Here is a 25,255-nt window from a genome sequence, read left to right as displayed (position 1 = left end):
CATAACGTCAGTTTTGAGCGGGTTTTTTTGCATTCAGAAAATAGGAGCATTTGGATGGTCGTTCCATCAACATTTTGGCTAGGGTTGGGCTATTTCACCTATTTTTTCTCTTATGGCATATTCTTGCCCTTTTGGTCTGTCTGGTTAAAAGGGGAAGGCATTGAAGCCTCAATGATAGGAATATTGTTAGGCGTTGGCATGATCGCCCGCTTTATCGGCAGCTTGGTTATCTCGCCGACCATCAAAGATCCGGCTAATTTAATCAGGGCGTTGCGTCTTCTCTCATTGTTGGCATTGCTTTTCGCCGTTTGCTTTGTCTTCGGCAGCCATTGGGCATGGCTTTTCTTTGTCATGGTTGGCTTCAACCTATTCTTCTCCCCTTTAGTCCCTTTATCAGATGCGTTGGCAGGCACATGGCAAAAACAATTTACCTTTGATTATGGCAAGGTCAGGGTCTGGGGATCGATTGCGTTTATCATCAGTTCTTCGTTGACAGGCATATTAATGTCGGCCAATGGCATCAATTTCTCACTCAGTAGTCTGAACGTTGGCTGGGATATCTCATTTGACCGTTTAAATGCGTGGATAGGTCACCACTTATTTGGCACGCACCAGATCATTCTGGCTTTTTTGATTTTCAGTATTGCAGCCATGCTGTTGGGTATGTTGTTGAAACCTGCCATCATGCCAGTCGGTAAAGTGAAGGCCGCAAATACACACGCGGTTTCTTTTAAAACACTCTTATCTGAAAAATCCGTGTGGCAGTTTTTAATCTGTGTGACTTTGTTACAGGCCGCTCATGCCGGGTACTACAGTTTTGGTTCCATTTATTGGGAACAAGCGGGTTATTCCTCATCAACCATTGGTTATCTCTGGTCGTTGGGCGTGGTGGCTGAAGTTGTGATCTTTACTTTCAGTAAGCAACTGTTCCGCCGTTGGAGTGCACGTAATTTGCTGTTGTTGTCAGGGATTTGTGGTGTGGTTCGTTGGGGATTGATGGGAACATCGACCGAATTACTGGTGTTAATTATTATCCAAATCCTGCATTGCGGCACTTTTACGGTTTGTCATCTGGCAGCGATGCGTTTTATCGGCGCCAGAAAAGAAAACGAAATCATCCGCTTGCAGGCCACGTATTCTGCCTTGGCAATGGGGGGCGGTATTGCCGTCATGAGCATAATTGCGGGTTTCATGTATGAGCATATCGGCAGTGGCATATTTTGGGTGATGGCGTTGATTGTGTTGCCGGCTCTGTTCCTGCGGCCAAAAGTTGAGGCCCATGCGCCAGACTAAAAATCTAAGGCAAGAAAAACCAAGGTAATAAGAAAAAAGGAATAAGAAAAAAGGGCACCCAATGGGTGCCCTGAAAATAACATTGCTCAGATAATATTTATTAATAATCAAAGAATTAACGTTTCAATGCTTCAGTCAATTCTTCACGCATTTCAGACAGGATGTCTTTAACAATACGTGGGCCGCCCGCAACGATATTGCCGGAGCTGATATAGTTATGGCCACCAACGAAATCGGTGACAATACAACCTGATTCACGTACCAGCAATTCGCCGCCCATGAAATCCCACGGTTTCAGGCCAATTTCGAAGAAACCATCGACACGTCCGGCAGCCACATAAGCCATATCCAGTGCCGCTGAACCCGTGCGGCGGAAATCTGCACAGCGCTCAAATAACTTACCCAGTACATTAATGTAAGGGGTAGCGTGCTGCTTGGCTTTGAACGGGAAACCGGTCGCCAGGATCGTTCCATCCAGATCACGGGCATTCGTCCCACGCAGGCGATAGCCATTCAATTGCGCGCCTTGACCACGGGTTGCGGTGAACAGCTCATTGCGCATTGGATCGTAAACCACGGACGCTTCAGTGCGGCCTTTAATACGCACGGCAATGGAAACAGAGAAATGGGGAAGACGTTTAATAAAGTTGGTGGTGCCATCCAGTGGATCGATAACCCATTGGAAATCGTATTCTTCTCCTAAGAGTTCACCGCTTTCTTCGGTAATAATAGTATGCTTGGGATAGGACTTACGGATGATGTCAATGATCAGCGTTTCGGCTTCACGATCAACATTGGTAACGAAATCGTTATTGCCTTTTTGGCTTGCTTCAACAGCATCAGGAGTTTCATAGCTTTTGGCAATGTAGTTGCCGGCTTTACGCGCAGCGCGTATAGCAATGTTTAGCATCGGATGCATGGGGTATCTTCCACCAGGATTTTAAAGAACGGAAACAAATCGGCGCGCAGTATAGCAGTAGTTCGTCAAAATGACTAATGCTGTGTTAAGATATTCGGCTCTTATCCTGAACTTAAAAGCCGTCATGTTAGAGAATATCCGTATTATTCTGGTAGAAACCTCCCACACAGGTAACATGGGATCAACCGCTAGGGCCATGAAAACAATGGGCTTAACCAATCTGTATCTGGTAAGTCCCCTCGTTCAGCCTGATTCTCACGCTATCGCACTTTCTGCCGGTGCCAGTGATGTTATCGGCAATGCAACGATGGTGAATTCGTTGGATGAAGCATTGGCCGGATGTGAGTTGATCATTGGAACCAGCGCCCGTTCCCGAACCCTCTCCTGGCCAATGGTAGAACCGCGTGAATGTGGTGAACGTTGCGTCAGGGCGGCCAGTCACTCTCCGGTAGCCATTGTCTTTGGCCGTGAACGTGTCGGCTTGACTAACGAAGAGTTGCAGAAGTGTCATTATCACCTTTATATTCCGACCAATCCGGAATATGGTTCGTTGAATCTGGCGATGGCGGTTCAGTTGGTCAGCTATGAAATTCGCATGGCCCACCTTGCGGCTCAAGAGCCATCAGCAGCAATCTCTCCGGAGCACGAAACAGTGTATCCACCAGCCGAAGACATGGAGCGTTTTTATCAGCACCTTGAACAGGTATTGAACGAATCAGGTTTCATTCGCAAAGCGCATCCGGGGCAGATCATGAATAAATTAAGGCGTCTTTATACCCGTGCGCGGCCGGAAACCCAAGAGCTGAATATCCTGCGTGGTATACTGACTTCCATGGAGCGATGGGATAAAAAATAAACTATCGCGGTTAAAAAAATGCAGCAGGAAGACGTCGTTAGAAAATAAAATCTAGCCGGACAATAGCGGGAATTCGTTGGAAAGCCGGGGAATAAGCAAGTGAAAAAGTGAAAGGCAGCCACAAATAATAGTTGAGTAAATTACTCGGTTAAATAGTTGACTAAAACAGTCAGGAATGCCACAATTTCACCCATATTTCACCACGGAGTTTTTGTTATGAGACTGACATCAAAAGGACGTTATGCGGTAACAGCCATGTTAGATGTGGCGTTGCACTCACAAGAAGGGCCGGTTCCATTAGCCGACATTTCTGAACGTCAGGGTATCTCCCTTTCCTATCTTGAGCAGTTGTTTTCCCGCCTGCGTAAAAATGGTCTGGTTTCTAGCGTCCGTGGTCCAGGTGGCGGTTATTTATTGGGCAGGGGAGCCAGTAACATTTTCGTTGCCGAAGTGATTTCTGCTGTTGATGAATCCGTTGATGCCACTCGTTGCCAAGGCAGGGAAGGCTGTCAAGGCGGCGATCGGTGTTTGACTCATGCCTTGTGGCGTGACCTCAGTGATCGCATCACCAGCTTCCTGAGTAGCATCAGTTTAGAAGAATTAGTGAATAACCAAGAAGTATTGGACGTCGCGGATCGTCAAGACGGCGATAAGCGTCGTACCCCTAATGGCAGACCCCAAGGGACGATTAACGTTAACCTGCGTGCGTAACCTTGCGGTAAATACTTGTTGTAAAAATAAAAGTATTAAAAGTGTCTTACGGAGCATGTGAGCAATGAAATTACCCATTTATTTGGACTATTCAGCAACAACACCGGTCGATCCACGTGTTGCTGAAAAGATGATGAATTATTTGACTATTGACGGGATCTTCGGTAACCCGGCTTCCCGTTCGCACCGTTTTGGTTGGCAGGCGGAAGAGGCGGTTGATATCGCGCGTAATCAAATTGCTGATTTAATCGGTGCGGACCCGCGTGAAATCGTGTTCACTTCAGGTGCGACAGAGTCAGATAATCTGGCAATTAAAGGTGCTGCAAAATTTTATCAGAAGAAAGGCAAGCACATTATCACCAGCAAAACTGAACACAAAGCGGTTTTAGATACTTGCCGCCAGTTGGAGCGAGAAGGTTTTGAGATCACTTATCTGGCGCCAATGAGCAACGGCATGCTTGATCTGAAAGAGCTGGAAGCGGCTATGCGTGAAGACACCATTCTGGTTTCCATCATGCACGTCAACAATGAAATCGGGATTGTCCAAGACATCATGACCATTGGTGAATTATGCCGTAGCCGTGGCATTATTTTCCATGTGGATGCTACCCAAAGTGTGGGTAAATTGCCGATCGATCTGAGTCAGCTCAAAGTGGATCTGATGTCCTTTTCTGCACATAAACTTTATGGCCCGATGGGAATTGGCGCGCTGTATGTTCGCCGCAAGCCCCGTGTGCGTATTGAAGCACAACAGCATGGTGGCGGCCATGAGCGCGGCATGCGTTCCGGTACATTGCCTGTGCACCAGATTGTTGGCATGGGCGAAGCATACCGTATCGCAAAAGAAGAGCTGGAATCAGAGGCAGAGCGCCTGCGTGGTTTGCGCCTGCGTTTGTGGAACGGTATCAAAGATATTGAAGAAGTTTACCTGAATGGTGATTTGGAACTGGGTACGCCACACATTTTGAATGTCAGCTTCAACTATGTTGAAGGTGAATCATTAATGATGTCATTGAAAGATTTGGCGGTATCTTCTGGCTCAGCATGTACTTCCGCGAGTCTGGAGCCTTCTTATGTCCTGCGTGCATTGGGCATGAATGATGAACTGGCACACAGTTCTATTCGTTTCTCTTTGGGGCGTTTTACCACAGAAGAAGAAATAGACTATACAATCACGTTGATTCACAACGCGATCGGTCACCTGCGCGATCTTTCTCCATTATGGGAAATGTTCAAGCAGGGGGTGGATATTAGCGCCATCGAATGGTCTCATCATTAATCAGACGGTTTCAGGAGTAACAATATGGCTTACAGCGACAAAGTAATTGATCACTATGAAAACCCACGTAATGTTGGTTCATTCGACAGCGAAGATCCTTCCGTGGGAAGTGGCATGGTAGGGGCACCCGCGTGCGGTGACGTCATGCGGCTGCAAATCAAAGTCAACGATGCAGGCATCATTGAAGACGCACGTTTCAAAACCTATGGTTGCGGTTCGGCAATTGCATCCAGTTCTTTGGTCACAGAATGGATGAAAGGTAAATCGTTGGAACAGGCTGAGGAGATTAAAAACACTCAGATTGCTGAAGAGCTAGAACTGCCGCCAGTGAAAATCCACTGTTCTATTTTGGCCGAAGATGCTATCAAAGCGGCTATTGCGGATTACAAGAACAAACGCCAAGCCAAATAACTATTTTTGCAAGGTATTTTTGCAAGGCATTTTCGCAAGGCATTTTCGCAAAAAGAAAATCATTCTGGTGGATATTGCTGCAATATCCACCTTTACTAGTTTTAACAGTGAGGTGTTGTATGTCAATTTCCGTGACAGAAAGTGCAGCCCAACGTATTTCTGCCTTTCTTGCCAATCGAGGAAAAGGTGTCGGGTTGCGCTTGGGGGTGAAAACATCCGGCTGCTCTGGTATGGCATATATACTTGAATTTGCTGATGCAATAGATGAAGAAGATCAGGTTTTTGAAGATAAGGGCGTGAAAGTTATCGTTGACGGTAAAAGTATCCTTTACCTTGATGGTACTGAGTTGGATTTTGTGAAAGAAGGTCTGAATGAAGGTTTTAAATTCAACAACCCCAATGTTTCCAGCGAATGCGGTTGTGGGGAAAGTTTCCACGTTTAACCCCATTTTTTGACCCCGCACTTTGCGAAACTACGAGTAACTTATGGACTATTTTACTTTATTTGGGCTGCCTGCACGTTATGCGATTGATCGCGAACAGTTGGTGACCCGTTATCAGGAATTGCAACGCCAGTTTCATCCTGATCGTTTTGCCAACCAGCCGGAACGTGAAAAAACGCTGGCACTCCAACAAGCCACGACCATTAATGATGGTTATCAGACGCTAAAACATCCCTTGAAACGCGCAGAATATATGCTGTCCCAGCACGGGTTCGATCTGTCCAGCGAACAGCACACGATGCAGGATACGGCTTTCCTGATGCAGCAGCTAGAATTGCGCGAAGAGCTTGATGCGATTGAACATCGCGTCGATCCAGAAACAGCGTTGAACGGTTTTTCATCTCGCTTAACTAAAATGATTAAAACGCGCAGTGAACAGATGGAACAACAACTCAATGCTGCCGAGTGGTCAGTGGCAGCCGATACCGTCCGTAAATTACGCTTTCTGGATAAATTGCAACAGCAGGTTGAACAACTGGAAGAACGGTTGTTGGATGATTTTTAGCAGGCTTTTCACTGACTTTTAGCGGAATGACTTTCAGTTGAATAAATTTCGGCTGATACCGATTTATAGGGGCACACATGGCTTTATTACAGATCAGCGAACCGGGTTTATCTGCCGCGCCACATCAACGTCGGCTGGCTGCGGGGATTGATCTTGGTACAACTCACTCTCTGGTTGCGACCGTCCGTAGCGGTCAGGCGGAAACATTAGCAGGCAGCGATAACCGTCATTTGCTTCCTTCGGTTGTACAGTATCGCAAAGAGGGCATTCAAGTCGGTTGGCAGGCGCGCGAGCAAGCGGCGGCTGATCCCGTCAATACGATCAGTTCCGTCAAGCGAATGATGGGACGCTCTCTGGCTGACATTCAACAGCGTTATCCCAAGCTGCCATACCAGCTTCAGGCCAGTGAAAATGGTTTGCCATTGATCAATACCGTGGCCGGGCTGGTCGATCCTATTCAGGTTTCTTCTGAAATATTGAAATCGTTGGCGCAACGGGCAGAAGAAACCTTGGATGGTAAACTTGATGGTGTGGTGATCACCGTTCCTGCTTATTTCGATGATGCTCAACGTCAGGGAACCAAAGATGCTGCCCGGTTAGTGGGTCTGCATGTACTTCGCCTGCTGAATGAACCCACTGCGGCCGCCATTGCCTATGGCCTCGATTCCGGTCAGGAAGGTGTGATCGCCGTTTATGATCTGGGTGGTGGCACATTCGATGTTTCCATTCTCCGCCTTAGCCGGGGAGTGTTTGAAGTGCTGGCAACGGGCGGCGATACCGCCCTTGGTGGCGATGACTTTGATTTGCTGCTGGCAAACTGGATACGTGAGCAGGCTGGGATCAGCGACAACGGCCACGGATTGCAGCGTCAATTGCTGGATGTTGCGGCTCAAGCCAAAATTACCTTGAGTGAAGCTGAAAAGGCAGACATCAATATTGCCGGCTGGCAGGGCAGTATTACCCGCACCGACCTTAACGAATTGATTACCCCTTTGGTCAAACGTACATTACTCTCCTGCCGCCGGGCGCTGAAAGATGCGGGAGTCACGGCTGATGAGGTTTTGCAGGTCGTCATGGTTGGCGGTTCAACGCGAGTGCCGTTGGTGCGCAGCATGGTGGGCGAATTCTTTGACCGTGAACCATTAACGTCTATCGATCCCGATAAAGTCGTTGCTGTTGGCGCGGCGATTCAGGCGGATATTCTGGTGGGCAACAAACCCGACAGCGAAATGCTGTTACTGGATGTGATCCCACTGTCACTGGGTTTGGAGACAATGGGCGGGCTGGTTGAAAAAGTCATTCCACGCAATACCACCATTCCGGTTGCGAAAGCGCAAGAATTCACCACATTCAAAGATGGTCAAAGTGCGATGAGCATTCATGTGGTGCAAGGTGAGCGGGAATTGGTCAATGATTGCCGTTCACTGGCACGTTTCACCCTGCGCGGTATTCCACCGTTACCGGCGGGGGGCGCCCACATTCGCGTGACCTTTCAGGTCGATGCGGATGGCCTGCTGAGCGTCAGTGCACTGGAAAAATCCACGGGGGTTGAAGCCTCTATTCAGGTGAAACCTTCCTATGGTTTGTCGGATCAAGAAATTGCCCACATGCTCAAAGACTCCATGACCAATGCACAGGAAGACATCCAGGCCCGAAAATTGGCTGAACAGAAAGTCGAGGCGGCCAGAGTGCTGGAAAGTTTAACCAGTGCATTGGAACAAGATGCCGATTTACTGAGTCAAGAAGAGCAGGCGGCGATTGATGCTGCCGCACAAGTATTAATTGAAAGTGCGCAGGGAACCTCCCCTGATGCGATTGAAAGTGCAATCAAGCAATTGGACAAACAAACGCAGGAATTTGCAGCACGCCGTATGGACACATCAATCCGCCGGGCTTTGGCGGGTCATTCTGTGGATGAAATTTAATTATGCCAAAAATTGTATTTTTACCTCATAACGAACTTTGCCCTGAAGGTGCCGTCTTGGACGCGAAGGAAGGCGAATCCATTTTGGATGTTGCATTACGTAACGGCATTGAAATTGAACATGCTTGTGAGAAATCCTGTGCGTGTACCACCTGTCACTGCATCGTCAGAGAGGGCTTTGACTCACTGGAAGAAAGCAGTGAACTGGAAGATGACATGCTGGATAAAGCATGGGGGCTGGAGCCTGAAAGCCGCTTGAGCTGTCAGGCCAAAGTCACCGATGAGGATTTAGTCGTTGAAATTCCTAAATACACGATTAACCATGCGCGTGAACACTGACAGGAGCATGAAAAATGAAATGGTCTGACAGTCGTGATATTGGCGAAGCACTGTATGATAAATTTCCTGATGTAGACCCAAAAACAGTGCGTTTCACCGACCTGCATGAGTGGATTTGTGAGCTGGATGGTTTTGATGATGATCCACAGAAATCCAACGAAAAAATCTTAGAAGCTATCTTGTTGGTATGGTTGGATGAGTATGAATGAATAGTATGAATAGTGTGAAGTTTGCCTGAGCCCAAAAATCGCGCAAACTCACCGATTCTTGCTCAAGAACTTGGCATAGTCTGTATTTAGTGGAAAACTGGCAATCGCCAGTTTTTTTTATAAACCCTTACTGTGAAGCAGTCGGCAATGTGACACAGTGAATAGATAAGAAGTGAGAAAAAATGACAAAACAAATCATGCCCATAACACTGTCTTATGAGCCAGCTAACGCTTGCTGGGGTGAAAAAGCACTAATCAGTTCAAGTGAACAAGGGCTCACCATTCATCTGGAAAACAGTGGGAAACTGGGTGCCATTCAACGCGCCGGACGCAAAATTGAAGGACAAGGGATCCGTAATATTGCCTTAGTGGGTGAGGGTTGGGATCTGGAAAAAAGTTGGTCATTTTGGTTGGGCTTCCGCTCACCCAAGGGATTGCGCACCATTGAATGGCCACAGCTCCCTGCGACGGAAAAGCAAGAACTGGAAAGAAGGATCAAATTTATTGATTGGGTGCGTGATACCATCAACCTGCCGGCAGAGGATTTGGGGCCGGAACAGCTTGCCCAGAGAGTGATTGATTTACTAAGTGATGTCGCGGGTGATGCCGTGAGTTATCGCATTATCAAAGGGAGTGAGTTGCATGAACAGGGATATGCCGGGGTATATACCGTTGGCCGCGGCTCTTCCCGTGATCCCGTGTTCCTGGCATTAGATTACAATCCAACAAAAGAGGCAAAAGCGCCGGTTTTTGCCTGTCTGGTGGGTAAAGGCATTACCTTCGATTCCGGTGGATACAGCCTCAAACCGTCTAATTTCATGGACTCCATGAAATCAGATATGGGCGGTTCGGCGACCTTGACCGGCGCACTGGCACTGGCAATCAGCCGGGGTTTAAAACAGCGTGTAAAACTGTTTTTGAGCATTGCAGATAATATGGTGAGTGGTCATGCTTTCAAATTGGGCGATATCATTCGCTATCGTAACGGCAAAACCGTTGAAGTGATGAACACCGATGCAGAAGGGCGTCTGGTTCTGGCTGATGGTTTGATCGATGCCAGTGCGGAAAAAGCACAATTTATTATTGATGCTGCCACATTGACGGGAGCAGCGAAAACAGCCGTCGGCAATGATTACCACTCAGTATTAGGCTTTGATGATCAACTGGTATCTGACTTACTGGCGGCGGGCGAACATGAAAATGAATTGTTCTGGCGCTTACCGCTGGCTGAATTCCACCGTAGTCAACTGCCATCCAATTTTGCTGATCTGAACAACATTGCATCACCGGCACATTCGGCAGGAGCAAGTACCGCCGCCGCTTTCTTGTCTCACTTTGTCAAAAATTACAAAAAAGGCTGGGTACATATCGATTGTTCAGCAACTTACCGCAAATCCTCGGTTGAACAATGGGCTGCGGGAGCAACGGGATATGGTGTCCGCACGATTGCCAATTTATTGCTGACAAGAGCAAAATAACCGGCGAAATAAATTAAAACTCCTTTCTTATATAGCTCCCCTTATTATAGGGAGCTATTGTTATAAGAAATGTTATAAAAAACGCTTGTTCAATTTTTCACTGATTTTACCTTCAATTCAAAGCAGCATTCATTTAAATCGTATTTATTAACAGTATTGTTCGGAGATTTTCATGAGTTTATCAAATAGGTCTATTGCTACTGAAATCGAGGTTCCGAGTGGAAGCCGTATTACGCTGAGCCAGCCGGAGGAACCACCGATTCAACTCATTGAATCCCTGATTAATTTTTTCAAACAGCATAAACCTGTCCGGCGCGCTTTTTTAGTGATGATCCATGACAAAAATGTGGATGAAAAACCGAATTTTCTCATTGGATTGGAATTTAGTGTGACACTGACAGACAGTGACATTGATGCCTTGATTCAAGAAGCCGGTGAACTGGCTTGCGAATATCTTGATGAAGAGGAATCTGTCGATTTTTGCCTGCTTGATGAGAATGAAGGGGGGATGAGTCATTACCTGATTCAGCATACCCAGCCTTTTTATCAGCGTAAATTAGGCAGTTGGTTGCGTGATACCATTCCTGTTGTGAATCAGTAACGGGTTGGTTGACGAATGTAATTTGATGACATTGACTAAACGGATATTGCGATGAGCGTCGAAAATCGGCAAAAACATAGCGTATAAAGATAAGCGCTATTTCTCTTTTGTCGGGAATTTAGTTATTTTTTCTGCGCTTTGGTGATGCGAAATAGGAAGTACCATAATAAACATCCCAAAAAATATTATTGGGTGTATCCGGTAAATTTATGAGGGTTATGGTTATGTATCAACAACAGTTGTGGCAATGGGTGGCACAGAGAAAGCAATATCTGGTCGTGGTGTTCGCCATATTACTTTCGCTCTTTGCACTCTCTGGATGCGATCAGTCTGAAAGCCCGGAGAAAGACAAGCCACATTCTTCATTAACTCAGCCTGGCAACGTGCAGGGTGAAAAAGCCAAATCAGCAACATCAACAAATAAAGATGTTGGCTCCCAAACGGCAGATCCCAATAAAGGATCTGAGGTTAATCAAGCGGGAGTTACACAATCGGCACAAAACGATTCAGGTAAGCGCTATGCAGGTAAAGATGTCACTATCTTAGATGCTTCTGAGCTGCAATTGGATGGTGCCAGTGCCATGGTCGTGACGTTTTCTGTTCCTCTGGCACCTAACCAAGATTTTTCGCAGAAGATGCACCTTGTTGATGTGAAGTCGGGGAAACTGGATGGCGCTTGGGAGCTTTCCAATAATCAGATGGAACTCAGGTTACGCCATTTGCCTCCTTCACGGGAATTACAGCTGACGGTTGACGAAGGCATTGAAGGCATCAATGGGCGTCGATTGGCGAAAGCTTTTGAGAAAAAAGTGAAGACCGCGGCGATTACGCCTACCGTGGGTTTTGCCAGCAAGGGGGTATTATTACCCAATAAAGCAGCAGAAGGATTACCTGTTCTGGCGCTCAATGTTAACCATGTCGATGTCAACTTTTTCCGCATTAAAGATGAAGCATTACCTGACTTTATCGCTAATTGGCAATACAGCAGTAACATGGATAACTGGGATTCCCAAGGGTTACTGCAAGATGCAGAGTTAATCTATACCGGGCGTTTTGACCTCAACCCTGCCGCGAATACCCGTGAAAAAATCCTCCTGCCCTTAAGTAATATCAAAGAACTGCAAAAAAATGGCGTTTATCTGGCTGCCATGCAGCAGGCAGGAAAATACGCCTACAACACTCCGGTTACCCTGTTCACCTTGAGCGATATTGGTGTTTCTATGCACAGTTATCTGAACAGGGTCGATGTCTTTACCCAATCTTTGCAGCAAGGCGCAAGTCTGAAAGGCGTTGAGATCCGCATGTTGGACGCGAAAGGACAACTTGTGGCAAAAGCGACGACCGACAGCGAAGGGCATGCTTCCCTGGAAAAAAGTAACAAGGCTAAATTATTGCTGGCTACTCTGGATGGGCATACCAGCATGATTGATTTGACTTCACCGGCATTAGATCTCTCTGAATTTGATATTGGTGGGCCACAAGGATATAGCAAACAGTTTTTTGTTTTTGGCCCCAGGGATCTTTATCGGCCAGGAGAAACATTGATCGTCAATGGCTTACTGCGTGATGCTGATGGTCACCCGTTAAAAGCACAACCCGTCAAAGTGGATGTATTAAAAGCAGATAATCAGGTTGTCCATCGTTTTGTTTGGCAAGCGGAAAACGGATTATACCAATATCGTTACCCCATTCCTCGCGACGCTGAAACAGGCATGTGGTCACTGCGATTTGATTTAGGTGATAACGCACCACGATATTACAAATTTAATGTTGAAGATTTCATGCCTGAACGAATGGCGTTGGAGATCAAAGGAAACGCGAATAATCAGCCCGTATTAACCAATGAAAATGTTGAATTCTCCGTGACGGGTCGTTACTTGTATGGCGCGCCTGCTGCTGATAATCGTTTGCAAGGGCAATTGTTCCTGCGCCCTGCCCGCAATGCCGTGGCGAAATTACCCGGATATGAATTTGGCTCGGTAAAAGAGGGCGATTTGCAACAGACATTGGATGAGTTTGATCTGACCTTAAACCGTGAAGGGAAAACGAAGCTTTCTGTCAGCAGGGATAACTGGAAATCCATTACCTCTCCGGTCACCGTTATTGTCCAGGCCAGTTTGCTGGAATCTGGTGGGCGCCCAGTGACACGCCGGGCTGAACAGGCTGTCTGGCCGACAGAGAAACTGGTAGGGATACGCCCGCTTTTTGATAAAAAGCCCATTTATGATTTTCGTACCGATCGCGATGAAAATCGCTATAACGTGGATGAAAACTCACTGGCCGAATTTGAAATAGCTTATGCCGATGCCAGTGGTAAAAAGTATGCGGCACCAGAGTTAAGGGCACGTCTGATATATGAACGGCGCGATTATTATTGGCGTTGGTCAGACAGTAACGGTTGGGATTCGGATTATAACCAGAAAGATTTGGTCATGGCCGATGAACCTGTTCAGATTGCAGAAAATGGTACCGCTAAAATCAGTTTCCCTGTGGACTGGGGGGCTTACCGTATTGAAGTTGTCAACCCGCAAAATCAGCTCGTGACTAGCGTGAATTTCTGGGCGGGGTATTCATGGCAGGATAATACCGGCGGCACAGGGGCAGTACGTCCTGATCAGGTTAAATTGTCGCTGGATAAACCCGCCTATCGGCCCGGCGAAAAAGTGCAGGTACATTTGGCGGCACCCCAAGCTGGCCGGGGTTATTTACTGATGGAATCGAGTGATGGCCCATTGTGGTGGCAAGAAATAAACATCCCGGAAAAAGGTTTGGATGTTGACGTACCCATTAATCAGGCATGGGCTCGTCATGATTTGTATCTCACCGCCGTTGTTGTGCGTCCCGGTGACAAATCCCGTCAGGCAACACCTAAACGGGCAATCGGGGTATTGCACCTGCCGCTGATGGATGAAGAACGTAAGCTGAATTTAACCTTAAATGCGCCTGATAAAATGCGTCCCAATCAGGATCTCACCGTTAAAATCAAAGTCACCCCCCAACAAGGGCAGCCACTGCCAAAACACGTTAATGTTCTGCTTTCAGCGGTGGATACCGGCGTGTTAAGCATAACTGACTTTAAAACGCCTGATCCCTATGAGGCTTTCTTTGGCCGTAAACGTTATAGCGTTGATCAATATGATGTCTATGGACATCTGATTGAAGCCGAAGGGCGCCAGGCAAATCTGCGCTTCGGGGGGGATGGCAATGATGGTGCGTTAGAGCGAGGCGGTAAAAAACCACTGACGGAAGTCAACATTATCGCAGAGCAAGCGAAACCCGTGACTTTGAATGCCAATGGTGAAGGTGAAATTATTTTGCCTGTTCCGGATTTCAACGGGGAACTCCGATTGATGGCACAGGCATGGAGTCATGATGAATTCGGTCACGGCGAACGTAAAATCATTGTCGCAGCACCGGTTATTACGCAAATGTCATTACCTCGTTTTATGGCGGGTGGCGATCAGTCTCAACTGTCGTTGGATCTCACCAATGCAACGGAGCAACCTCAAGCCCTGACCTTGCATTTGACTGCGGAAGGATTGATTAAATTACAGGGTGCGACAAGCGAAAAACTGGTATTGGAAAAAGGAAAACGGACAACGATTCAAATTCCGGTCAAAGCCAGTCATGGATTTGGGCAAGGTGAACTCTTCCTGACCATTAATGGCTTGAATCTGCCCGGAGAAAAGCTGAGCCAGTATAAAAATAGTTGGAAAATAGGGGTTCGTCCCGCACATCCGGCCAAAACCATTCAATTTGCTGACGTGATCCATCAAGGGCAACATTGGCAATTACCGGCGACCGCCATTTCAGGTCTGGCACCAGACACGCTTGAAGGGCAATTATTGTTGACCAGCAGGCCACCATTGCAGATCGCGCGTTATATTCGTGAATTGTATGCTTATCCTTACGGCTGTCTGGAGCAAACGGTGAGTGGGCTTTATCCGTCACTCTATTCCAATGAAGCTGAATTGAAAAAATTGGGTATTCATACCCAAAGTGATGAAAAACGCCGGCAGGCCATTGAGGCGGGAATTACGCATCTGCTCAACATGCAGCGTTATGATGGCAGCTTTTCGTTGTGGAATCGTAATGGCGATGAAGAGTTTTGGCTGACCGCTTATGCGACGGATTTTCTATTCCGTGCCAGTCAGCAGGGGTACAGTGTTCCCGTCGATGCGCTGAAAGCCGCTAATAACCGCTTGCTGCGTTACCTACAGGACAGAACCATTATCAGCGATCGCTACAATGGTTTACGTTTGGCGACACAATTTTCTGTGCAGGCTTATGCCGGCTTGGTGTTAGCGAGTCAGCAAAAAGCACCGCTGAGTGGATTAAGGCAGCTCTATGAACGTCGGGCACAGGCGGGAAATGGCTTGTCTTTGGTGCAACTGGGGATCGCACTGAAAATGATGGGGGATAATACCCGTGGCAATGAAGCTGTTCATTTGGGCGTTAATAAATCTCGCCAACCGGGTTATGGGTTGGGTGATTATGGCAGTACTATCCGTGATAACGCACTGATTGTTGCCTTGTTGACTGAACAACATATGTTGCAAAAAGAGCGTGACGAAAAGCTGCTGAGTCTGTCCAATGAGTTATCAAGTCGTCGTTATTTCTCAACCCAGGAAAGCAATGCGTTGTATTTGGCCGGGCGTTACTTTATCGGTGTGACTGAACAACCATGGAAAGCGGCCATTAATCAGCAGATGCCGCCAATTAACCGTGACAGTGCCTTGAGCGAAGTATTAACGGCCAGTCAGATTGTAAAAGGCGTGGAGATCAGCAACCGAGGCGACAGCACACTGTATTCGCGCCTGAATATCGTCGGGTATCCGCTGAACACGCCGGCCACTTACTCCAATATACTGAAAATTAAGCGAACTTACCTTGATTTAGCCGGTCATCCAGCCTCCATCGAGCGTATGAGAAGCGGCGAAATGGTTGTCGTGAAACTGGAGATCAGAGCCACGCAATCAGTGCCAGATGCGTTGGTCGTTGATTTACTGCCAGCCGGATTGGAGATAGAGAACCAAAATCTGGCTGCCAGCAGTGCCAGCTTGAATGAAAGTGCGACGGGGTTGAAAGATCTTATTGAAGACATGCAGAATGCGGATATCCGTCATATCGAATACCGCGATGATCGTTTTGTTGCTGCTGTTGCTGTGTCGTCTTATCAACCAGTAACATTACTGTATTTGGCTCGTGCGGTTGCTCCCGGCGTTTATCAAATACCGGCACCACAGGTTGAATCCATGTATGTTCCTGACTGGCGGGCAGTGGGGGAAACCGAACCAAGACTGGAAGTTGTCCGTTAAGCACGCTTAGTCTAATCACCACCAGCCCCTATTTCGCAAAGTAGGGGCTGTTTCATTTCGGATACGGTTTTAATGAGAAAATTGTTTTTCCGCCATCATCCGTTTATTTTGGCGATGATCCTGACCATTTTATTTATTTTTCCCGCCGCAATGTGGCTGGCAGATAAAATCTGGCCGCTGCCAATACACAACGTCAACATGGCACGGGTTGTGGTAGGCGCGGATGGTTCACCGTTATGGCGTTTTGCTGACAGTGAGGGGATCTGGCGTTATCCGGTCACATTAGACCAAGTTTCGCCCGAATATCTTCAGGCATTACTGACTTATGAAGATCGCTGGTTTTATCAGCATCCGGGCATCAATCCGATCGCCCTTTTGCGGGCAGCATGGCAAGATCTGCGCGCAGGAAAAATAGTCTCAGGGGGCAGCACGATTTCCATGCAGGTTGCCCGGCTGATTGATCCACATTCACGTACCGTTACCGGAAAATTCAAACAAATTTGGCGTACCCTACAACTGGAATGGCACTATTCAAAAGATCAGATTCTGGAAATGTACCTGAATCGTGCGCCATTTGGCGGAACATTACAGGGGATTGGCGCGGCCAGTTGGGCGTATTTGGGGAAATCACCGGCAGAACTTTCATCCGGGGAAGCGGCATTATTGGCTGTTTTGCCACAAGCTCCCAGCCGGCTACGGCCTGATCGTTACCCAGAACGCGCCCAAGCGGCGCGTGACAAGGTATTGCAGCGATTGGCGCAATATCATGTCTGGTCAGAGCAAAAAATAGCCGACATCAAAGAAGAAAACATCTGGCTGGCTCCGCGTCAGGCACCTCATCTTGCGCCATTATTGGCAAGGCGAATGGCAAATGAAAATCAGCAGGAAGTGATCCGAACCACGATTGATACAGCGCTGCAACGTCAATTAGAAGAGATGGTGCTTAACTGGAAATATCAGCTGGCGGCCAAAACATCAATCGGTGTCTTAGTGGTGGATCATACCGATATGTCGGTCAAAGCCTACCTTGGTTCTGCCGATTTTCAGGATGATAGCCGTTTTGGGCATGTGGATATGGTCAGTGCATGGCGTTCACCCGGCTCTACCCTGAAACCTTTTTTATATGCCATGGCGTTGGATGATGGATTAATTCATGCCGAGTCTTTATTGCAAGATGTTCCCCGTCGTTTTAATGATTATCGGCCGGGCAATTTTGACAGTGGATTCAACGGGCCGGTGAGCGCGAGTGATGCTTTGGTCAGGTCGCTGAATTTACCCGCTGTGCAGCTTCTTGAAGCCTATGGCTCTAAACGATTCACGGCTAATTTACGTAATGTGGGGATGAAACTGCGTTTTCCATTGGGGAGTGAACCCAATTTATCCCTTATCTTGGGAGGCACCGCTGCCCGAATGGATGAATTAGTTTCGGCTTACAGTGCCTTTGCCCGTCAGGGAAGGGCATCTCCGCTGCGCTTTACACCACAACAGGAAATACGGGATCGGCAACTGTTCTCTGCCGGGGCGGCCTGGATTGTCAGAAGAATTATGGCGGGTGAAGGGCGTCCCCAGCCTGATGATGTTTTGCCCGGCCGTGTTCCGTTGGCATGGAAAACAGGTACCAGCTATGGCTATCGAGATGCCTGGGCAATCGGCCTGAATGCACGCTATACCATCGGTGTTTGGGTTGGCAGGCCAGACGGCACGCCTGTTATTGGTCAGTTTGGCTATGCCACGGCGATCCCCATCATGAATCAAATCAACGGATTATTAATGGAAAACTTGCGTTACAGCTCAATGCGCATTCCTAGTGATCCCCGACCTGCCAGTGTGACTCAGGCAACCATTTGCTGGCCGGGGGGAACTGTTTTGCCTCAGGACAGCCTGCCCCAAGGCAATAATAATTGTCGGCAGCGTCGTCTGAGCTGGATTTTGGACAATACGATCCCGCCGACCCTGTCCGCGGTGGAACAGGAAGGTATTTCAGGGATCAACGAACGAATTTGGTTGGATAAGCATGGCTTGCGTGTTGCCCCAGATTGCCCTGACGCCCATGCTGAAACCATCAGTTTGTGGCCAATCACATTGGAAGCGTGGTTACCTGCTCAGGAGCGTCGGGCAAATCGGCTTCCTCCGATTAATCCACAATGTCCGCCCATGAAAATGGATGAAGCCCCCTTATTGATTATTGGGGTTCGGGAAGGAGACGTGTTGAAACGTATCCAAGGGAAAAAGAATCTGGATTTGCGGCTCACAACACAAGGAGGCAGTGATAAGCAATGGTGGTTTTTGAATGGTGAACAAGTGGCTGTGACAGAAAACAACCAATTATGGAACAAGACGTTATCACAATCGGGTCAATACCAACTGAGTGTCTTGGATTTGAGTGGGCAAATCAGCGCAATCAATTTTGTGGTGAAGTGATTCACGGCTTTTATTCATGTTTTAGATTAAAAAATTATTGTTTTACGATAATCTCGATCTATAATTCGATCATGTTAAATAATGAGACAACAGCATAATGCCCTCTGAAAAACTGACCCGCATGACGACACTCAGCTTGATGATGTCCAAATTATCTTTGTTAATTATCATCCTTATGGTGACGATTAATATTTTTAGTTGGCTGGATCCCAAATTAATATTGGGAAGATATGGATTAGGTTTTTCTCTGACTGAGAGAATAGTGTCCAACTTTGATCGGGATACGTTGGCTGCATGGAAATTAACCGGAGGAATATTGATATCGACGATCCCATTATTATCGTTGGTTGGTAGTTTCTGGGCGTTTCATCGATTGTTTGGCAATTATCGAAAAGGGGATTATTTTTCCAAACCGACGGTAAAATATTTGGAATATGCAGGTTGGGGGATTATTTTATGGAGTATCCTGGACATTCTTTGTGAGCCTATATTAACCGGATGGTTAGCAATAGGCGCACCCGCCGGTAAACGCTTTATCTCATTAAGTTTAACGACGGGTCATTTTGTCGCTATTTTTATTTCAGTGTGCCTGACTATCATTTCACGCATTCTTTATCAGGCATGTGATATATACGATGAAAATCAGAGTATTGTATAAGGAAATACCAGGGCGAGAGCATGAAAGACTAATTTTTGAACGAATCGTGCAAATAAAATACTAATTCATACTTTAACAAGACCAGATTGAGTGATCTTTATTCTAATTGTGATTGCGTAGCATACATTTCAAGCTCAAAAAACGTTCACGCTCTCGCCCTGAAGGAAATACCGTGGCAATTCTTATCAATCTGGATGTGATTATGGCAAAGCGAAAAGTGAAATCTAAAGATTTAGCCCAAGCCATTGGTATTACTGAACAGAACCTTTCGCTGTTGAAAACCGGAAAAATTAAAGGTATTCGATTTTCTACCTTGAATGCTATTTGCCAATATTTGGATTGCCAGCCGGGGGATATATTGGAATTCAAAGACGATTAGAAAAAATACTTATATTTGTGATTAATTCAATGTAATTAAATAGGTTTTCTGCATGATGAATCGTCTTTATTCCCCGTTACACGCGGAGTAAGGACGTGATCGACAATTTTGAAATTTCATTGAGTGAGGAAAAAAATGAAAATTTTTTCATATACATTGCTGCTGGGCGTATTCTATATTCCTGTTTCGCTTGCTGATACATCAGCCACTGATCAGCGAAAAATCACAGAACAAGGTACTTCTCGTCAGGGAATATTGAGAGAATGCACCGATCTACTGCCGGCTGGGCATAAATATACTATCAGCATTATTGGTACGTCGGATAAAACAATCCCGGATACCAAAGAAAAATTCACAGGGAAATTTCAGGTTTCTGATGAAAGTAAACGGGATATCAGTCAGGAAAGGGCAGAAGAAGTTAAGCCTTTTATTCAGTGCGTAACCGAAAAGGTTTTATAATAACGGAGCGAAAATGTGATTTATGCTAAAAAATGATAATTTTCGCTAAGAAAGCTTTAATAAAATGTTATGTTTTTTGTAGGCAAGCCGAAACTCTCCCCCTATAATCAACGCCTATTTTTTATTCCTGTCAGAGGCAGGGTAGAGTTTCAGCGCCAAAGAGGTTACCTTAATGACAATTGAACGTACTTTTTCCATTATTAAACCCAATGCAGTGAAAAAAGATGTTATCGGTTCTATTTATGCCCGCTTTGAAAGCGCAGGGTTTAAAATTATTGCCGCTAAAATGCTGCATTTAACCCGCGAACAAGCGGAAGGTTTTTATGCTGAACACAAAGGCCGTCCCTTCTTTGATGGTCTGGTGGCGTTTATGACTTCTGGCCCAATTATGGTTCAAGTTCTGGAAGGTGAAAACGCCGTTCAACGCCACCGTGATCTGATGGGAGCCACTAATCCTGATAATGCGCTGGCCGGCACTCTGCGTGCAGACTATGCAGACAGCTTTACTGAAAATGCGGTTCACGGTTCAGACTCTGTTGAATCGGCAACGCGCGAAATTGCTTACTTTTTCAGTGACGAAGAAATCTTCCCGCGTTTCTAACGTTATTGGCAGTATCTATTTTTAAACAGCAATAAACACTCAGTAGCATATAAACAGTAAAGTTTGTACAATGATGCGCCCCACTGATTTGATTTAGTGGGGCGTTTATTATTTTATTTCAATGTTCATTTAAGATGGCCCGGTGGATTGAATTCGATCTGGTTGAAAAGAATGATTATTGAATTGGCAGTCACCGCATGAAAACTTAGTGCTGACATCAGATCAGCATAGAGCCGAAAGTGTAACAACGAGGCGATGTAACAATGTCCCAACTTAACGAAACCGTACCACCTTCAACCTCCGCCGTATCTGTCACGCCTGAAAAGAAAAACGGTAAAATCAATCTGCTCGACCTTAACCGTAAACAAATGCGTCAGTTCTTTATCGATATGGGAGAAAAACCGTTTCGTGCCGATCAGGTCATGAAATGGATTTACCATTATTGTTATGACGATTTTGAGCAGATGACCGATATCAACAAAGTGCTCAGGGCGAAATTGCAACAAGTTGCTGAAATCAGGGCGCCGGAAGTCGCAGAAGAGCAGCGATCTTCTGATGGCACGATCAAATGGGCGATAACGGTTGGTGATCAACAGGTTGAAACGGTTTATATCCCAGAAGATGATCGCGCGACACTGTGTGTTTCATCTCAGGTGGGATGTGCTTTAGAGTGTAAATTTTGTTCTACGGCTCAACAGGGTTTTAACCGTAACCTGCGAGTCTCGGAAATTATTGGTCAGGTCTGGCGTGCCGCCAAGATTATCGGTTCACTGAAATCCAGCGGCCGTCGCCCTATTACCAACGTGGTCATGATGGGAATGGGTGAGCCATTGCTCAATTTGAACCATGTCGTACCGGCAATGGAAATTATGATGGATGACTTCGGCTTTGGCCTGTCAAAACGTCGTGTGACCTTGTCAACTTCCGGTGTTGTTCCTGCCTTGGATAAACTGGGTGATATGATCGATGTCGCACTGGCAATTTCCTTGCACGCACCGACTGACGATATTCGTGATGAAATTGTGCCCATTAACCGCAAGTACAATATTGAAGAATTTCTGGCAGGCGTGCGCCGCTATCTGGCAAAATCCAACGCGAATCAGGGGCGTGTCACAGTGGAGTATGTGATGCTTGATCATGTCAATGACAGCGTTGAGCAGGCGCATCAATTGGCCGAATGCCTGAAAGACACCCCAAGTAAAATCAACCTGATTCCGTGGAACCCGTTCCCGGGGGCACCTTATGGGCGCAGCTCGAACAGCCGAATCGATCGTTTTTCTAAAGTATTGATGGGACATGGTTTTACCACCATCGTGCGGAAAACGAGGGGAGATGATATCGATGCTGCATGTGGCCAGCTTGCCGGTGAAGTGATTGATAGAACAAAACGGACATTGAAAAAACGTCTGGCAGGTGAACCTATTCAGGTAAAAACAGTCTAATTTTTTGTTTAATCTTGATTAATGGCTAAAAATTTGGCGATGTTTAACATATCCTTATAAATGAAAATGGTATGATACGGAAATCAATAATTTGGTCTATAGTTTGTCTTGGCCTGTTAACGGGGTGTGCAGAGCAGGCAACGCATCGCACCCATCAGGTTGTTGCCACCGAGACACGATTGCAGTTAGGGAAGGCTTATTTAGCGGAACGGAATTTACCGGCCGCTAAATATCATTTTCAAAAAATCTTGCTGGCGGAGCCTCGTCACCCAGAGGCACACCTTGGCATGGCACTGCATGAACAATATGCAGGTCGGCCAGAAACCGCCAGTCAGCATTATAGAATGGCTATGCAGTATGCGGTCAGAAGTGATACCGTAGTACACCACTACTCTATATTTCTTTGTGAACAAAAGCAGTATGAAAAAGCTGAACAATTGATCAAGGAAAATAAGGAAGGCAATACAAGTCATTATCACTGTGATCGATGATTTTCTGCGCTTGGCGCAGTTGTTAGGTGATTTCGCTACGCAAATTGAATGACATTTCTATTCATTTAATTTGCGTAAATTCTTTAACCCAGAACAGTACCAGTGTCCCTTGCTAATGAAGACTGAAATTTATCCAGAAGAAGCCAATCTGACAACCGGTCAGATTCTGCGTCAGGCTCGTGAAAAACATGAGCTTTCTCAGCAAACTGTGGCAGACCGCTTGTGTCTTAAACTGTCCACTGTTCGTGATATTGAAGAAGATAATATCTCGTCAAATATTTCTCCGACGTTTTTGCGTGGATATATTCGTGCCTATGCAAAATTGGTTCAAGTGCCTGAATCTGAAATCTTAAGCACCTTGGATAAACAGATCCCCTCCAAGGCGATAAAAACGTCTCCTATGCAAAGTTTTTCGGCGGGGAAAAAACGCAAGAAGCGTGATGGATGGTTAATGAAGATAACATGGGTTGTTATCATTATATTATTGGGAATGACAGTCCTGTGGTGGTGGCAGAACTATAAAGTACAACAAACAGAACTGTCTTCAATGGCCGCACAATCAACGTCCCCGCATGAGCAGGCAACCGGTTCTGATAACCTTGTGGCATCAAGCACTGGGGGGAATAATGTCTCTGCGCCTCTTAAAGGAAATCAATCCGTAGCGGCAGTTCAAGGTGATGCTTCCCTAGAGAAAACATCACCAGCCGCGAATGGCAGCGGAGTTAACAGCAATACGCTGGCATCTTCTTCCAGCGTGCCTGCATCTGCTGCCATACGCTCGACAGTCACTTCATCTACAACAATACCGTCTAAAACAATACCGCCTAAAACCGCACCTCTGTCTGTTAGTCAATCAGCCACAAGCGCAACAACAGAAAATATCAGCGCAGGGGCGAATAATGCCGTTGTGAGTCCGTCATCGACTGATGTAAACAGTGTCAGCGCTGCGGGCAACAATGAATTAGTGATGGATTTTAGCGGCGAATGCTGGGTGGCAGTCAAAGATGCCAAAGGGAAGTCATTGTTCAGTGGCATAAAAAAGAAAGGGGACAACCTGAGGCTTGCCGGCAACTTGCCTTACTCCGTGAATATTGGTGCACCTTCCGAAGTTAAGGTGCAGTTTCAGGGCAAACCAGTGGATCTGAGTTTCTTTGTGAAGAAAGGCATCAGCGCTAAACTGACACTGAAATAAACTTGTTAACTGTTTTGGCGGAATTATTCACTACAGCAATTATTCACCACAGCATGGTTGTAATTTTTATAAACAAAATACAGGGATGTAGGGGAGTAATGTAACAATGCATAATGAATCACCGATAAAAAGACGTCAATCTACACGTATTTATGTCGGTAATGTACCTGTCGGGGATGGCGCGCCAATTGCAGTGCAATCAATGACTAACACACGGACAACTGATGTTGGGGCGACAGTTAATCAAATTCGGGCACTGGAGCGTGTAGGGGTTGATATCGTTCGGGTTTCTGTTCCAACAATGGATGCGGCCGAAGCATTCAAATCCATCAAACAGCAGGTCAATGTTCCTCTTGTTGCCGATATTCATTTCGATTATCGCATTGCATTGAAAGTCGCAGAATATGGTGTTGACTGTCTGCGCATCAATCCCGGTAATATTGGTAACGAAGAGCGTATCCGTCAGGTTGTGGATTGTGCCCGCCACCATAACATTCCTATTCGCATTGGGGTCAATGGGGGTTCGCTGGAAAAAGATCTACAGGAAAAATATGGCGAACCCACACCAGAAGCGTTAGTGGAATCGGCGATGCGTCATGTGGATATTCTTGACCGCCTGAACTTTAACCAATTTAAGGTGAGCGTCAAGGCATCTGACGTTTTCCTGGCGGTGGGGGCATATCGTTTACTGGCGCAAAAAATTGATCAACCGCTGCACCTGGGGATTACTGAAGCCGGCGGAGCCCGTGCTGGTGCAGTGAAATCTTCAATTGGTCTTGGCATCTTATTGTCAGAAGGCATCGGCGATACGCTGCGCATCTCATTGGCTGCCGATCCGGTAGAAGAAGTTAAAGTCGGTTTTGATATTCTGAAAGCATTGCGTATTCGCTCAAGGGGGATTAATTTCATTGCCTGCCCAACATGTTCGCGTCAGGAATTTGACGTTATCGGTACAGTGAATGCGCTTGAGCAGCGTCTTGAAGACTTAATCACACCGATGGATGTTTCTATCATTGGCTGCGTCGTGAATGGCCCAGGAGAAGCTGAAGTTTCCACGCTTGGTGTAACGGGGGCGAAAACAAAAAGCGGCTTTTACGAAGATGGCCTTCGTCAAAGGGAGCGCCTTGACAATAACAACCTGATTGATCAACTTGAAGCGAAAATTCGGGCGAAGGCAGCTATCCTTGATGCCAATAACCGAATCAGCATCAATCAGCTTGATGAGTGATTTATCATCGACGGCATTGTATAAATATTAATAAGAGA

23 protein-coding genes are annotated in these 25,255 nt (G+C 46.5%); 22 read left to right on the top strand and 1 reads right to left on the bottom strand.

The window, feature by feature from the left end:
• Nucleotides 1-54: 54 nt before the first annotated feature.
• A complete protein-coding gene (locus PSI17_RS03765; RefSeq protein WP_273550685.1) occupies nucleotides 55-1,293 on the top strand; it encodes a 3-phenylpropionate MFS transporter in 1,239 nt (412 codons plus the stop codon).
• A 115-nt stretch (nucleotides 1,294-1,408) separates the two neighbouring features.
• Here PSI17_RS03765 and suhB read toward each other — a convergent pair whose 3' ends face one another.
• On the bottom strand, nucleotides 1,409-2,212 hold the full coding sequence (gene suhB / locus PSI17_RS03760; protein WP_273550684.1) for an inositol-1-monophosphatase: 804 nt from the start codon (nucleotides 2,210-2,212) through the stop codon (nucleotides 1,409-1,411).
• 124 nt (nucleotides 2,213-2,336) lie between these two features.
• On the opposite strand from suhB, the gene trmJ reads away from it, so the two are divergent.
• The 21 genes from trmJ to ispG all read left to right on the top strand — a co-directional run bounded on the left by trmJ (nucleotide 2,337) and on the right by ispG (nucleotide 25,217).
• Nucleotides 2,337-3,068 carry a tRNA (cytosine(32)/uridine(32)-2'-O)-methyltransferase TrmJ gene (trmJ, locus tag PSI17_RS03755; protein WP_273550717.1) on the top strand — a complete coding sequence of 244 codons (732 nt, stop codon included), beginning with the start codon at nucleotides 2,337-2,339 and terminating at the stop codon, nucleotides 3,066-3,068.
• 216 nt (nucleotides 3,069-3,284) lie between these two features.
• Nucleotides 3,285-3,779, top strand: coding sequence for a Fe-S cluster assembly transcriptional regulator IscR (gene iscR / locus PSI17_RS03750; protein ID WP_273550683.1), 495 nt, complete (start codon nucleotides 3,285-3,287; stop codon nucleotides 3,777-3,779).
• A gap of 64 nt (nucleotides 3,780-3,843) precedes the next feature.
• Nucleotides 3,844-5,058, top strand: coding sequence for an IscS subfamily cysteine desulfurase (locus tag PSI17_RS03745; RefSeq protein WP_273550682.1), 1,215 nt, complete (start codon nucleotides 3,844-3,846; stop codon nucleotides 5,056-5,058).
• A gap of 24 nt (nucleotides 5,059-5,082) precedes the next feature.
• Complete coding sequence (gene iscU / locus PSI17_RS03740; RefSeq protein ID WP_273550681.1) at nucleotides 5,083-5,469, top strand: Fe-S cluster assembly scaffold IscU; 387 nt, start codon at nucleotides 5,083-5,085, stop codon at nucleotides 5,467-5,469.
• A gap of 119 nt (nucleotides 5,470-5,588) precedes the next feature.
• Nucleotides 5,589-5,912, top strand: a complete 324-nt coding sequence (gene iscA, locus PSI17_RS03735; protein ID WP_273550680.1) for an iron-sulfur cluster assembly protein IscA — start codon at nucleotides 5,589-5,591, stop codon at nucleotides 5,910-5,912.
• A 43-nt stretch (nucleotides 5,913-5,955) separates the two neighbouring features.
• Nucleotides 5,956-6,477 (top strand): co-chaperone HscB, encoded by a 522-nt coding sequence (gene hscB / locus PSI17_RS03730; RefSeq protein ID WP_273550679.1) that lies wholly within the window; start codon nucleotides 5,956-5,958, stop codon nucleotides 6,475-6,477.
• A 77-nt stretch (nucleotides 6,478-6,554) separates the two neighbouring features.
• Nucleotides 6,555-8,402 (top strand): Fe-S protein assembly chaperone HscA, encoded by a 1,848-nt coding sequence (gene hscA / locus PSI17_RS03725; protein ID WP_273550678.1) that lies wholly within the window; start codon nucleotides 6,555-6,557, stop codon nucleotides 8,400-8,402.
• Nucleotides 8,403-8,404: 2 nt separating this feature from the next.
• Nucleotides 8,405-8,740 carry an ISC system 2Fe-2S type ferredoxin gene (gene fdx / locus PSI17_RS03720; RefSeq protein WP_273550677.1) on the top strand — a complete coding sequence of 112 codons (336 nt, stop codon included), beginning with the start codon at nucleotides 8,405-8,407 and terminating at the stop codon, nucleotides 8,738-8,740.
• Nucleotides 8,741-8,754: 14 nt separating this feature from the next.
• The gene (gene iscX / locus PSI17_RS03715) at nucleotides 8,755-8,949 is read left to right on the top strand and encodes a Fe-S cluster assembly protein IscX (protein ID WP_273550676.1); all 195 of its coding nucleotides are present in this window, start codon (nucleotides 8,755-8,757) and stop codon (nucleotides 8,947-8,949) included.
• 182 nt (nucleotides 8,950-9,131) lie between these two features.
• On the top strand, nucleotides 9,132-10,427 hold the full coding sequence (gene pepB / locus PSI17_RS03710) for an aminopeptidase PepB (protein WP_273550675.1): 1,296 nt from the start codon (nucleotides 9,132-9,134) through the stop codon (nucleotides 10,425-10,427).
• A 172-nt stretch (nucleotides 10,428-10,599) separates the two neighbouring features.
• Nucleotides 10,600-11,028: an enhanced serine sensitivity protein SseB C-terminal domain-containing protein gene (locus PSI17_RS03705; RefSeq protein ID WP_273550674.1), complete on the top strand. Its 429-nt coding sequence runs from the start codon at nucleotides 10,600-10,602 to the stop codon at nucleotides 11,026-11,028.
• Between the two features lie 224 nt (nucleotides 11,029-11,252).
• The gene (locus tag PSI17_RS03700) at nucleotides 11,253-16,346 is read left to right on the top strand and encodes an alpha-2-macroglobulin family protein (protein ID WP_273550673.1); all 5,094 of its coding nucleotides are present in this window, start codon (nucleotides 11,253-11,255) and stop codon (nucleotides 16,344-16,346) included.
• 72 nt (nucleotides 16,347-16,418) lie between these two features.
• A complete protein-coding gene (gene pbpC / locus PSI17_RS03695) occupies nucleotides 16,419-18,767 on the top strand; it encodes a peptidoglycan glycosyltransferase PbpC (RefSeq protein WP_273550672.1) in 2,349 nt (782 codons plus the stop codon).
• Between the two features lie 97 nt (nucleotides 18,768-18,864).
• The gene (locus PSI17_RS03690; protein WP_273550671.1) at nucleotides 18,865-19,425 is read left to right on the top strand and encodes a DUF2975 domain-containing protein; all 561 of its coding nucleotides are present in this window, start codon (nucleotides 18,865-18,867) and stop codon (nucleotides 19,423-19,425) included.
• 172 nt (nucleotides 19,426-19,597) lie between these two features.
• Nucleotides 19,598-19,804 carry a helix-turn-helix domain-containing protein gene (locus PSI17_RS03685; RefSeq protein WP_273550670.1) on the top strand — a complete coding sequence of 69 codons (207 nt, stop codon included), beginning with the start codon at nucleotides 19,598-19,600 and terminating at the stop codon, nucleotides 19,802-19,804.
• 135 nt (nucleotides 19,805-19,939) lie between these two features.
• On the top strand, nucleotides 19,940-20,263 hold the full coding sequence (locus tag PSI17_RS03680) for a hypothetical protein (protein WP_273550669.1): 324 nt from the start codon (nucleotides 19,940-19,942) through the stop codon (nucleotides 20,261-20,263).
• 172 nt (nucleotides 20,264-20,435) lie between these two features.
• Nucleotides 20,436-20,864, top strand: coding sequence for a nucleoside-diphosphate kinase (gene ndk / locus PSI17_RS03675; protein WP_273550668.1), 429 nt, complete (start codon nucleotides 20,436-20,438; stop codon nucleotides 20,862-20,864).
• Nucleotides 20,865-21,127: 263 nt separating this feature from the next.
• The gene (locus PSI17_RS03670) at nucleotides 21,128-22,306 is read left to right on the top strand and encodes a bifunctional tRNA (adenosine(37)-C2)-methyltransferase TrmG/ribosomal RNA large subunit methyltransferase RlmN (RefSeq protein ID WP_273550667.1); all 1,179 of its coding nucleotides are present in this window, start codon (nucleotides 21,128-21,130) and stop codon (nucleotides 22,304-22,306) included.
• A 71-nt stretch (nucleotides 22,307-22,377) separates the two neighbouring features.
• Nucleotides 22,378-22,797 carry a fimbrial assembly protein gene (locus PSI17_RS03665; protein WP_273550666.1) on the top strand — a complete coding sequence of 140 codons (420 nt, stop codon included), beginning with the start codon at nucleotides 22,378-22,380 and terminating at the stop codon, nucleotides 22,795-22,797.
• Between the two features lie 115 nt (nucleotides 22,798-22,912).
• A complete protein-coding gene (gene rodZ, locus PSI17_RS03660; RefSeq protein ID WP_273550665.1) occupies nucleotides 22,913-23,989 on the top strand; it encodes a cytoskeleton protein RodZ in 1,077 nt (358 codons plus the stop codon).
• A gap of 106 nt (nucleotides 23,990-24,095) precedes the next feature.
• Nucleotides 24,096-25,217, top strand: coding sequence for a flavodoxin-dependent (E)-4-hydroxy-3-methylbut-2-enyl-diphosphate synthase (ispG, locus tag PSI17_RS03655; RefSeq protein ID WP_273550664.1), 1,122 nt, complete (start codon nucleotides 24,096-24,098; stop codon nucleotides 25,215-25,217).
• Nucleotides 25,218-25,255 lie beyond the last annotated feature (38 nt).

It is taken from the genome of Xenorhabdus sp. IM139775 (genome assembly GCF_028598745.1).
GTDB lineage: Bacteria > Pseudomonadota > Gammaproteobacteria > Enterobacterales > Enterobacteriaceae > Xenorhabdus.
This window is presented reverse-complemented; position numbering and strand designations above follow the sequence as displayed.

Bases quoted from the DNA above. Each gene is read 5' to 3' on its own strand.
- hscB (WP_273550679.1), top strand. From the start codon at position 5,956: ATGGACTATTTTACTTTATTTGGGCTGCCTGCACGTTATGCGATTGAT.
- PSI17_RS03765 (WP_273550685.1), top strand. From the start codon at position 55: ATGGTCGTTCCATCAACATTTTGGCTAGGGTTGGGCTATTTCACCTAT.
- trmJ (WP_273550717.1), top strand. From the start codon at position 2,337: ATGTTAGAGAATATCCGTATTATTCTGGTAGAAACCTCCCACACAGGT.
- fdx (WP_273550677.1), top strand. From the start codon at position 8,405: ATGCCAAAAATTGTATTTTTACCTCATAACGAACTTTGCCCTGAAGGT.
- pbpC (WP_273550672.1), top strand. From the start codon at position 16,419: ATGAGAAAATTGTTTTTCCGCCATCATCCGTTTATTTTGGCGATGATC.
- PSI17_RS03665 (WP_273550666.1), top strand. From the start codon at position 22,378: ATGATACGGAAATCAATAATTTGGTCTATAGTTTGTCTTGGCCTGTTA.
- ndk (WP_273550668.1), top strand. From the start codon at position 20,436: ATGACAATTGAACGTACTTTTTCCATTATTAAACCCAATGCAGTGAAA.
- PSI17_RS03670 (WP_273550667.1), top strand. From the start codon at position 21,128: ATGTCCCAACTTAACGAAACCGTACCACCTTCAACCTCCGCCGTATCT.
- rodZ (WP_273550665.1), top strand. From the start codon at position 22,913: ATGAAGACTGAAATTTATCCAGAAGAAGCCAATCTGACAACCGGTCAG.
- iscA (WP_273550680.1), top strand. From the start codon at position 5,589: ATGTCAATTTCCGTGACAGAAAGTGCAGCCCAACGTATTTCTGCCTTT.
- iscR (WP_273550683.1), top strand. From the start codon at position 3,285: ATGAGACTGACATCAAAAGGACGTTATGCGGTAACAGCCATGTTAGAT.
- iscU (WP_273550681.1), top strand. From the start codon at position 5,083: ATGGCTTACAGCGACAAAGTAATTGATCACTATGAAAACCCACGTAAT.
- PSI17_RS03680 (WP_273550669.1), top strand. From the start codon at position 19,940: ATGAAAATTTTTTCATATACATTGCTGCTGGGCGTATTCTATATTCCT.
- iscX (WP_273550676.1), top strand. From the start codon at position 8,755: ATGAAATGGTCTGACAGTCGTGATATTGGCGAAGCACTGTATGATAAA.
- pepB (WP_273550675.1), top strand. From the start codon at position 9,132: ATGACAAAACAAATCATGCCCATAACACTGTCTTATGAGCCAGCTAAC.
- PSI17_RS03700 (WP_273550673.1), top strand. From the start codon at position 11,253: ATGTATCAACAACAGTTGTGGCAATGGGTGGCACAGAGAAAGCAATAT.
- PSI17_RS03705 (WP_273550674.1), top strand. From the start codon at position 10,600: ATGAGTTTATCAAATAGGTCTATTGCTACTGAAATCGAGGTTCCGAGT.
- suhB (WP_273550684.1), bottom strand. From the start codon at position 2,212: ATGCATCCGATGCTAAACATTGCTATACGCGCTGCGCGTAAAGCCGGC.
- hscA (WP_273550678.1), top strand. From the start codon at position 6,555: ATGGCTTTATTACAGATCAGCGAACCGGGTTTATCTGCCGCGCCACAT.
- PSI17_RS03745 (WP_273550682.1), top strand. From the start codon at position 3,844: ATGAAATTACCCATTTATTTGGACTATTCAGCAACAACACCGGTCGAT.
- PSI17_RS03690 (WP_273550671.1), top strand. From the start codon at position 18,865: ATGCCCTCTGAAAAACTGACCCGCATGACGACACTCAGCTTGATGATG.
- ispG (WP_273550664.1), top strand. From the start codon at position 24,096: ATGCATAATGAATCACCGATAAAAAGACGTCAATCTACACGTATTTAT.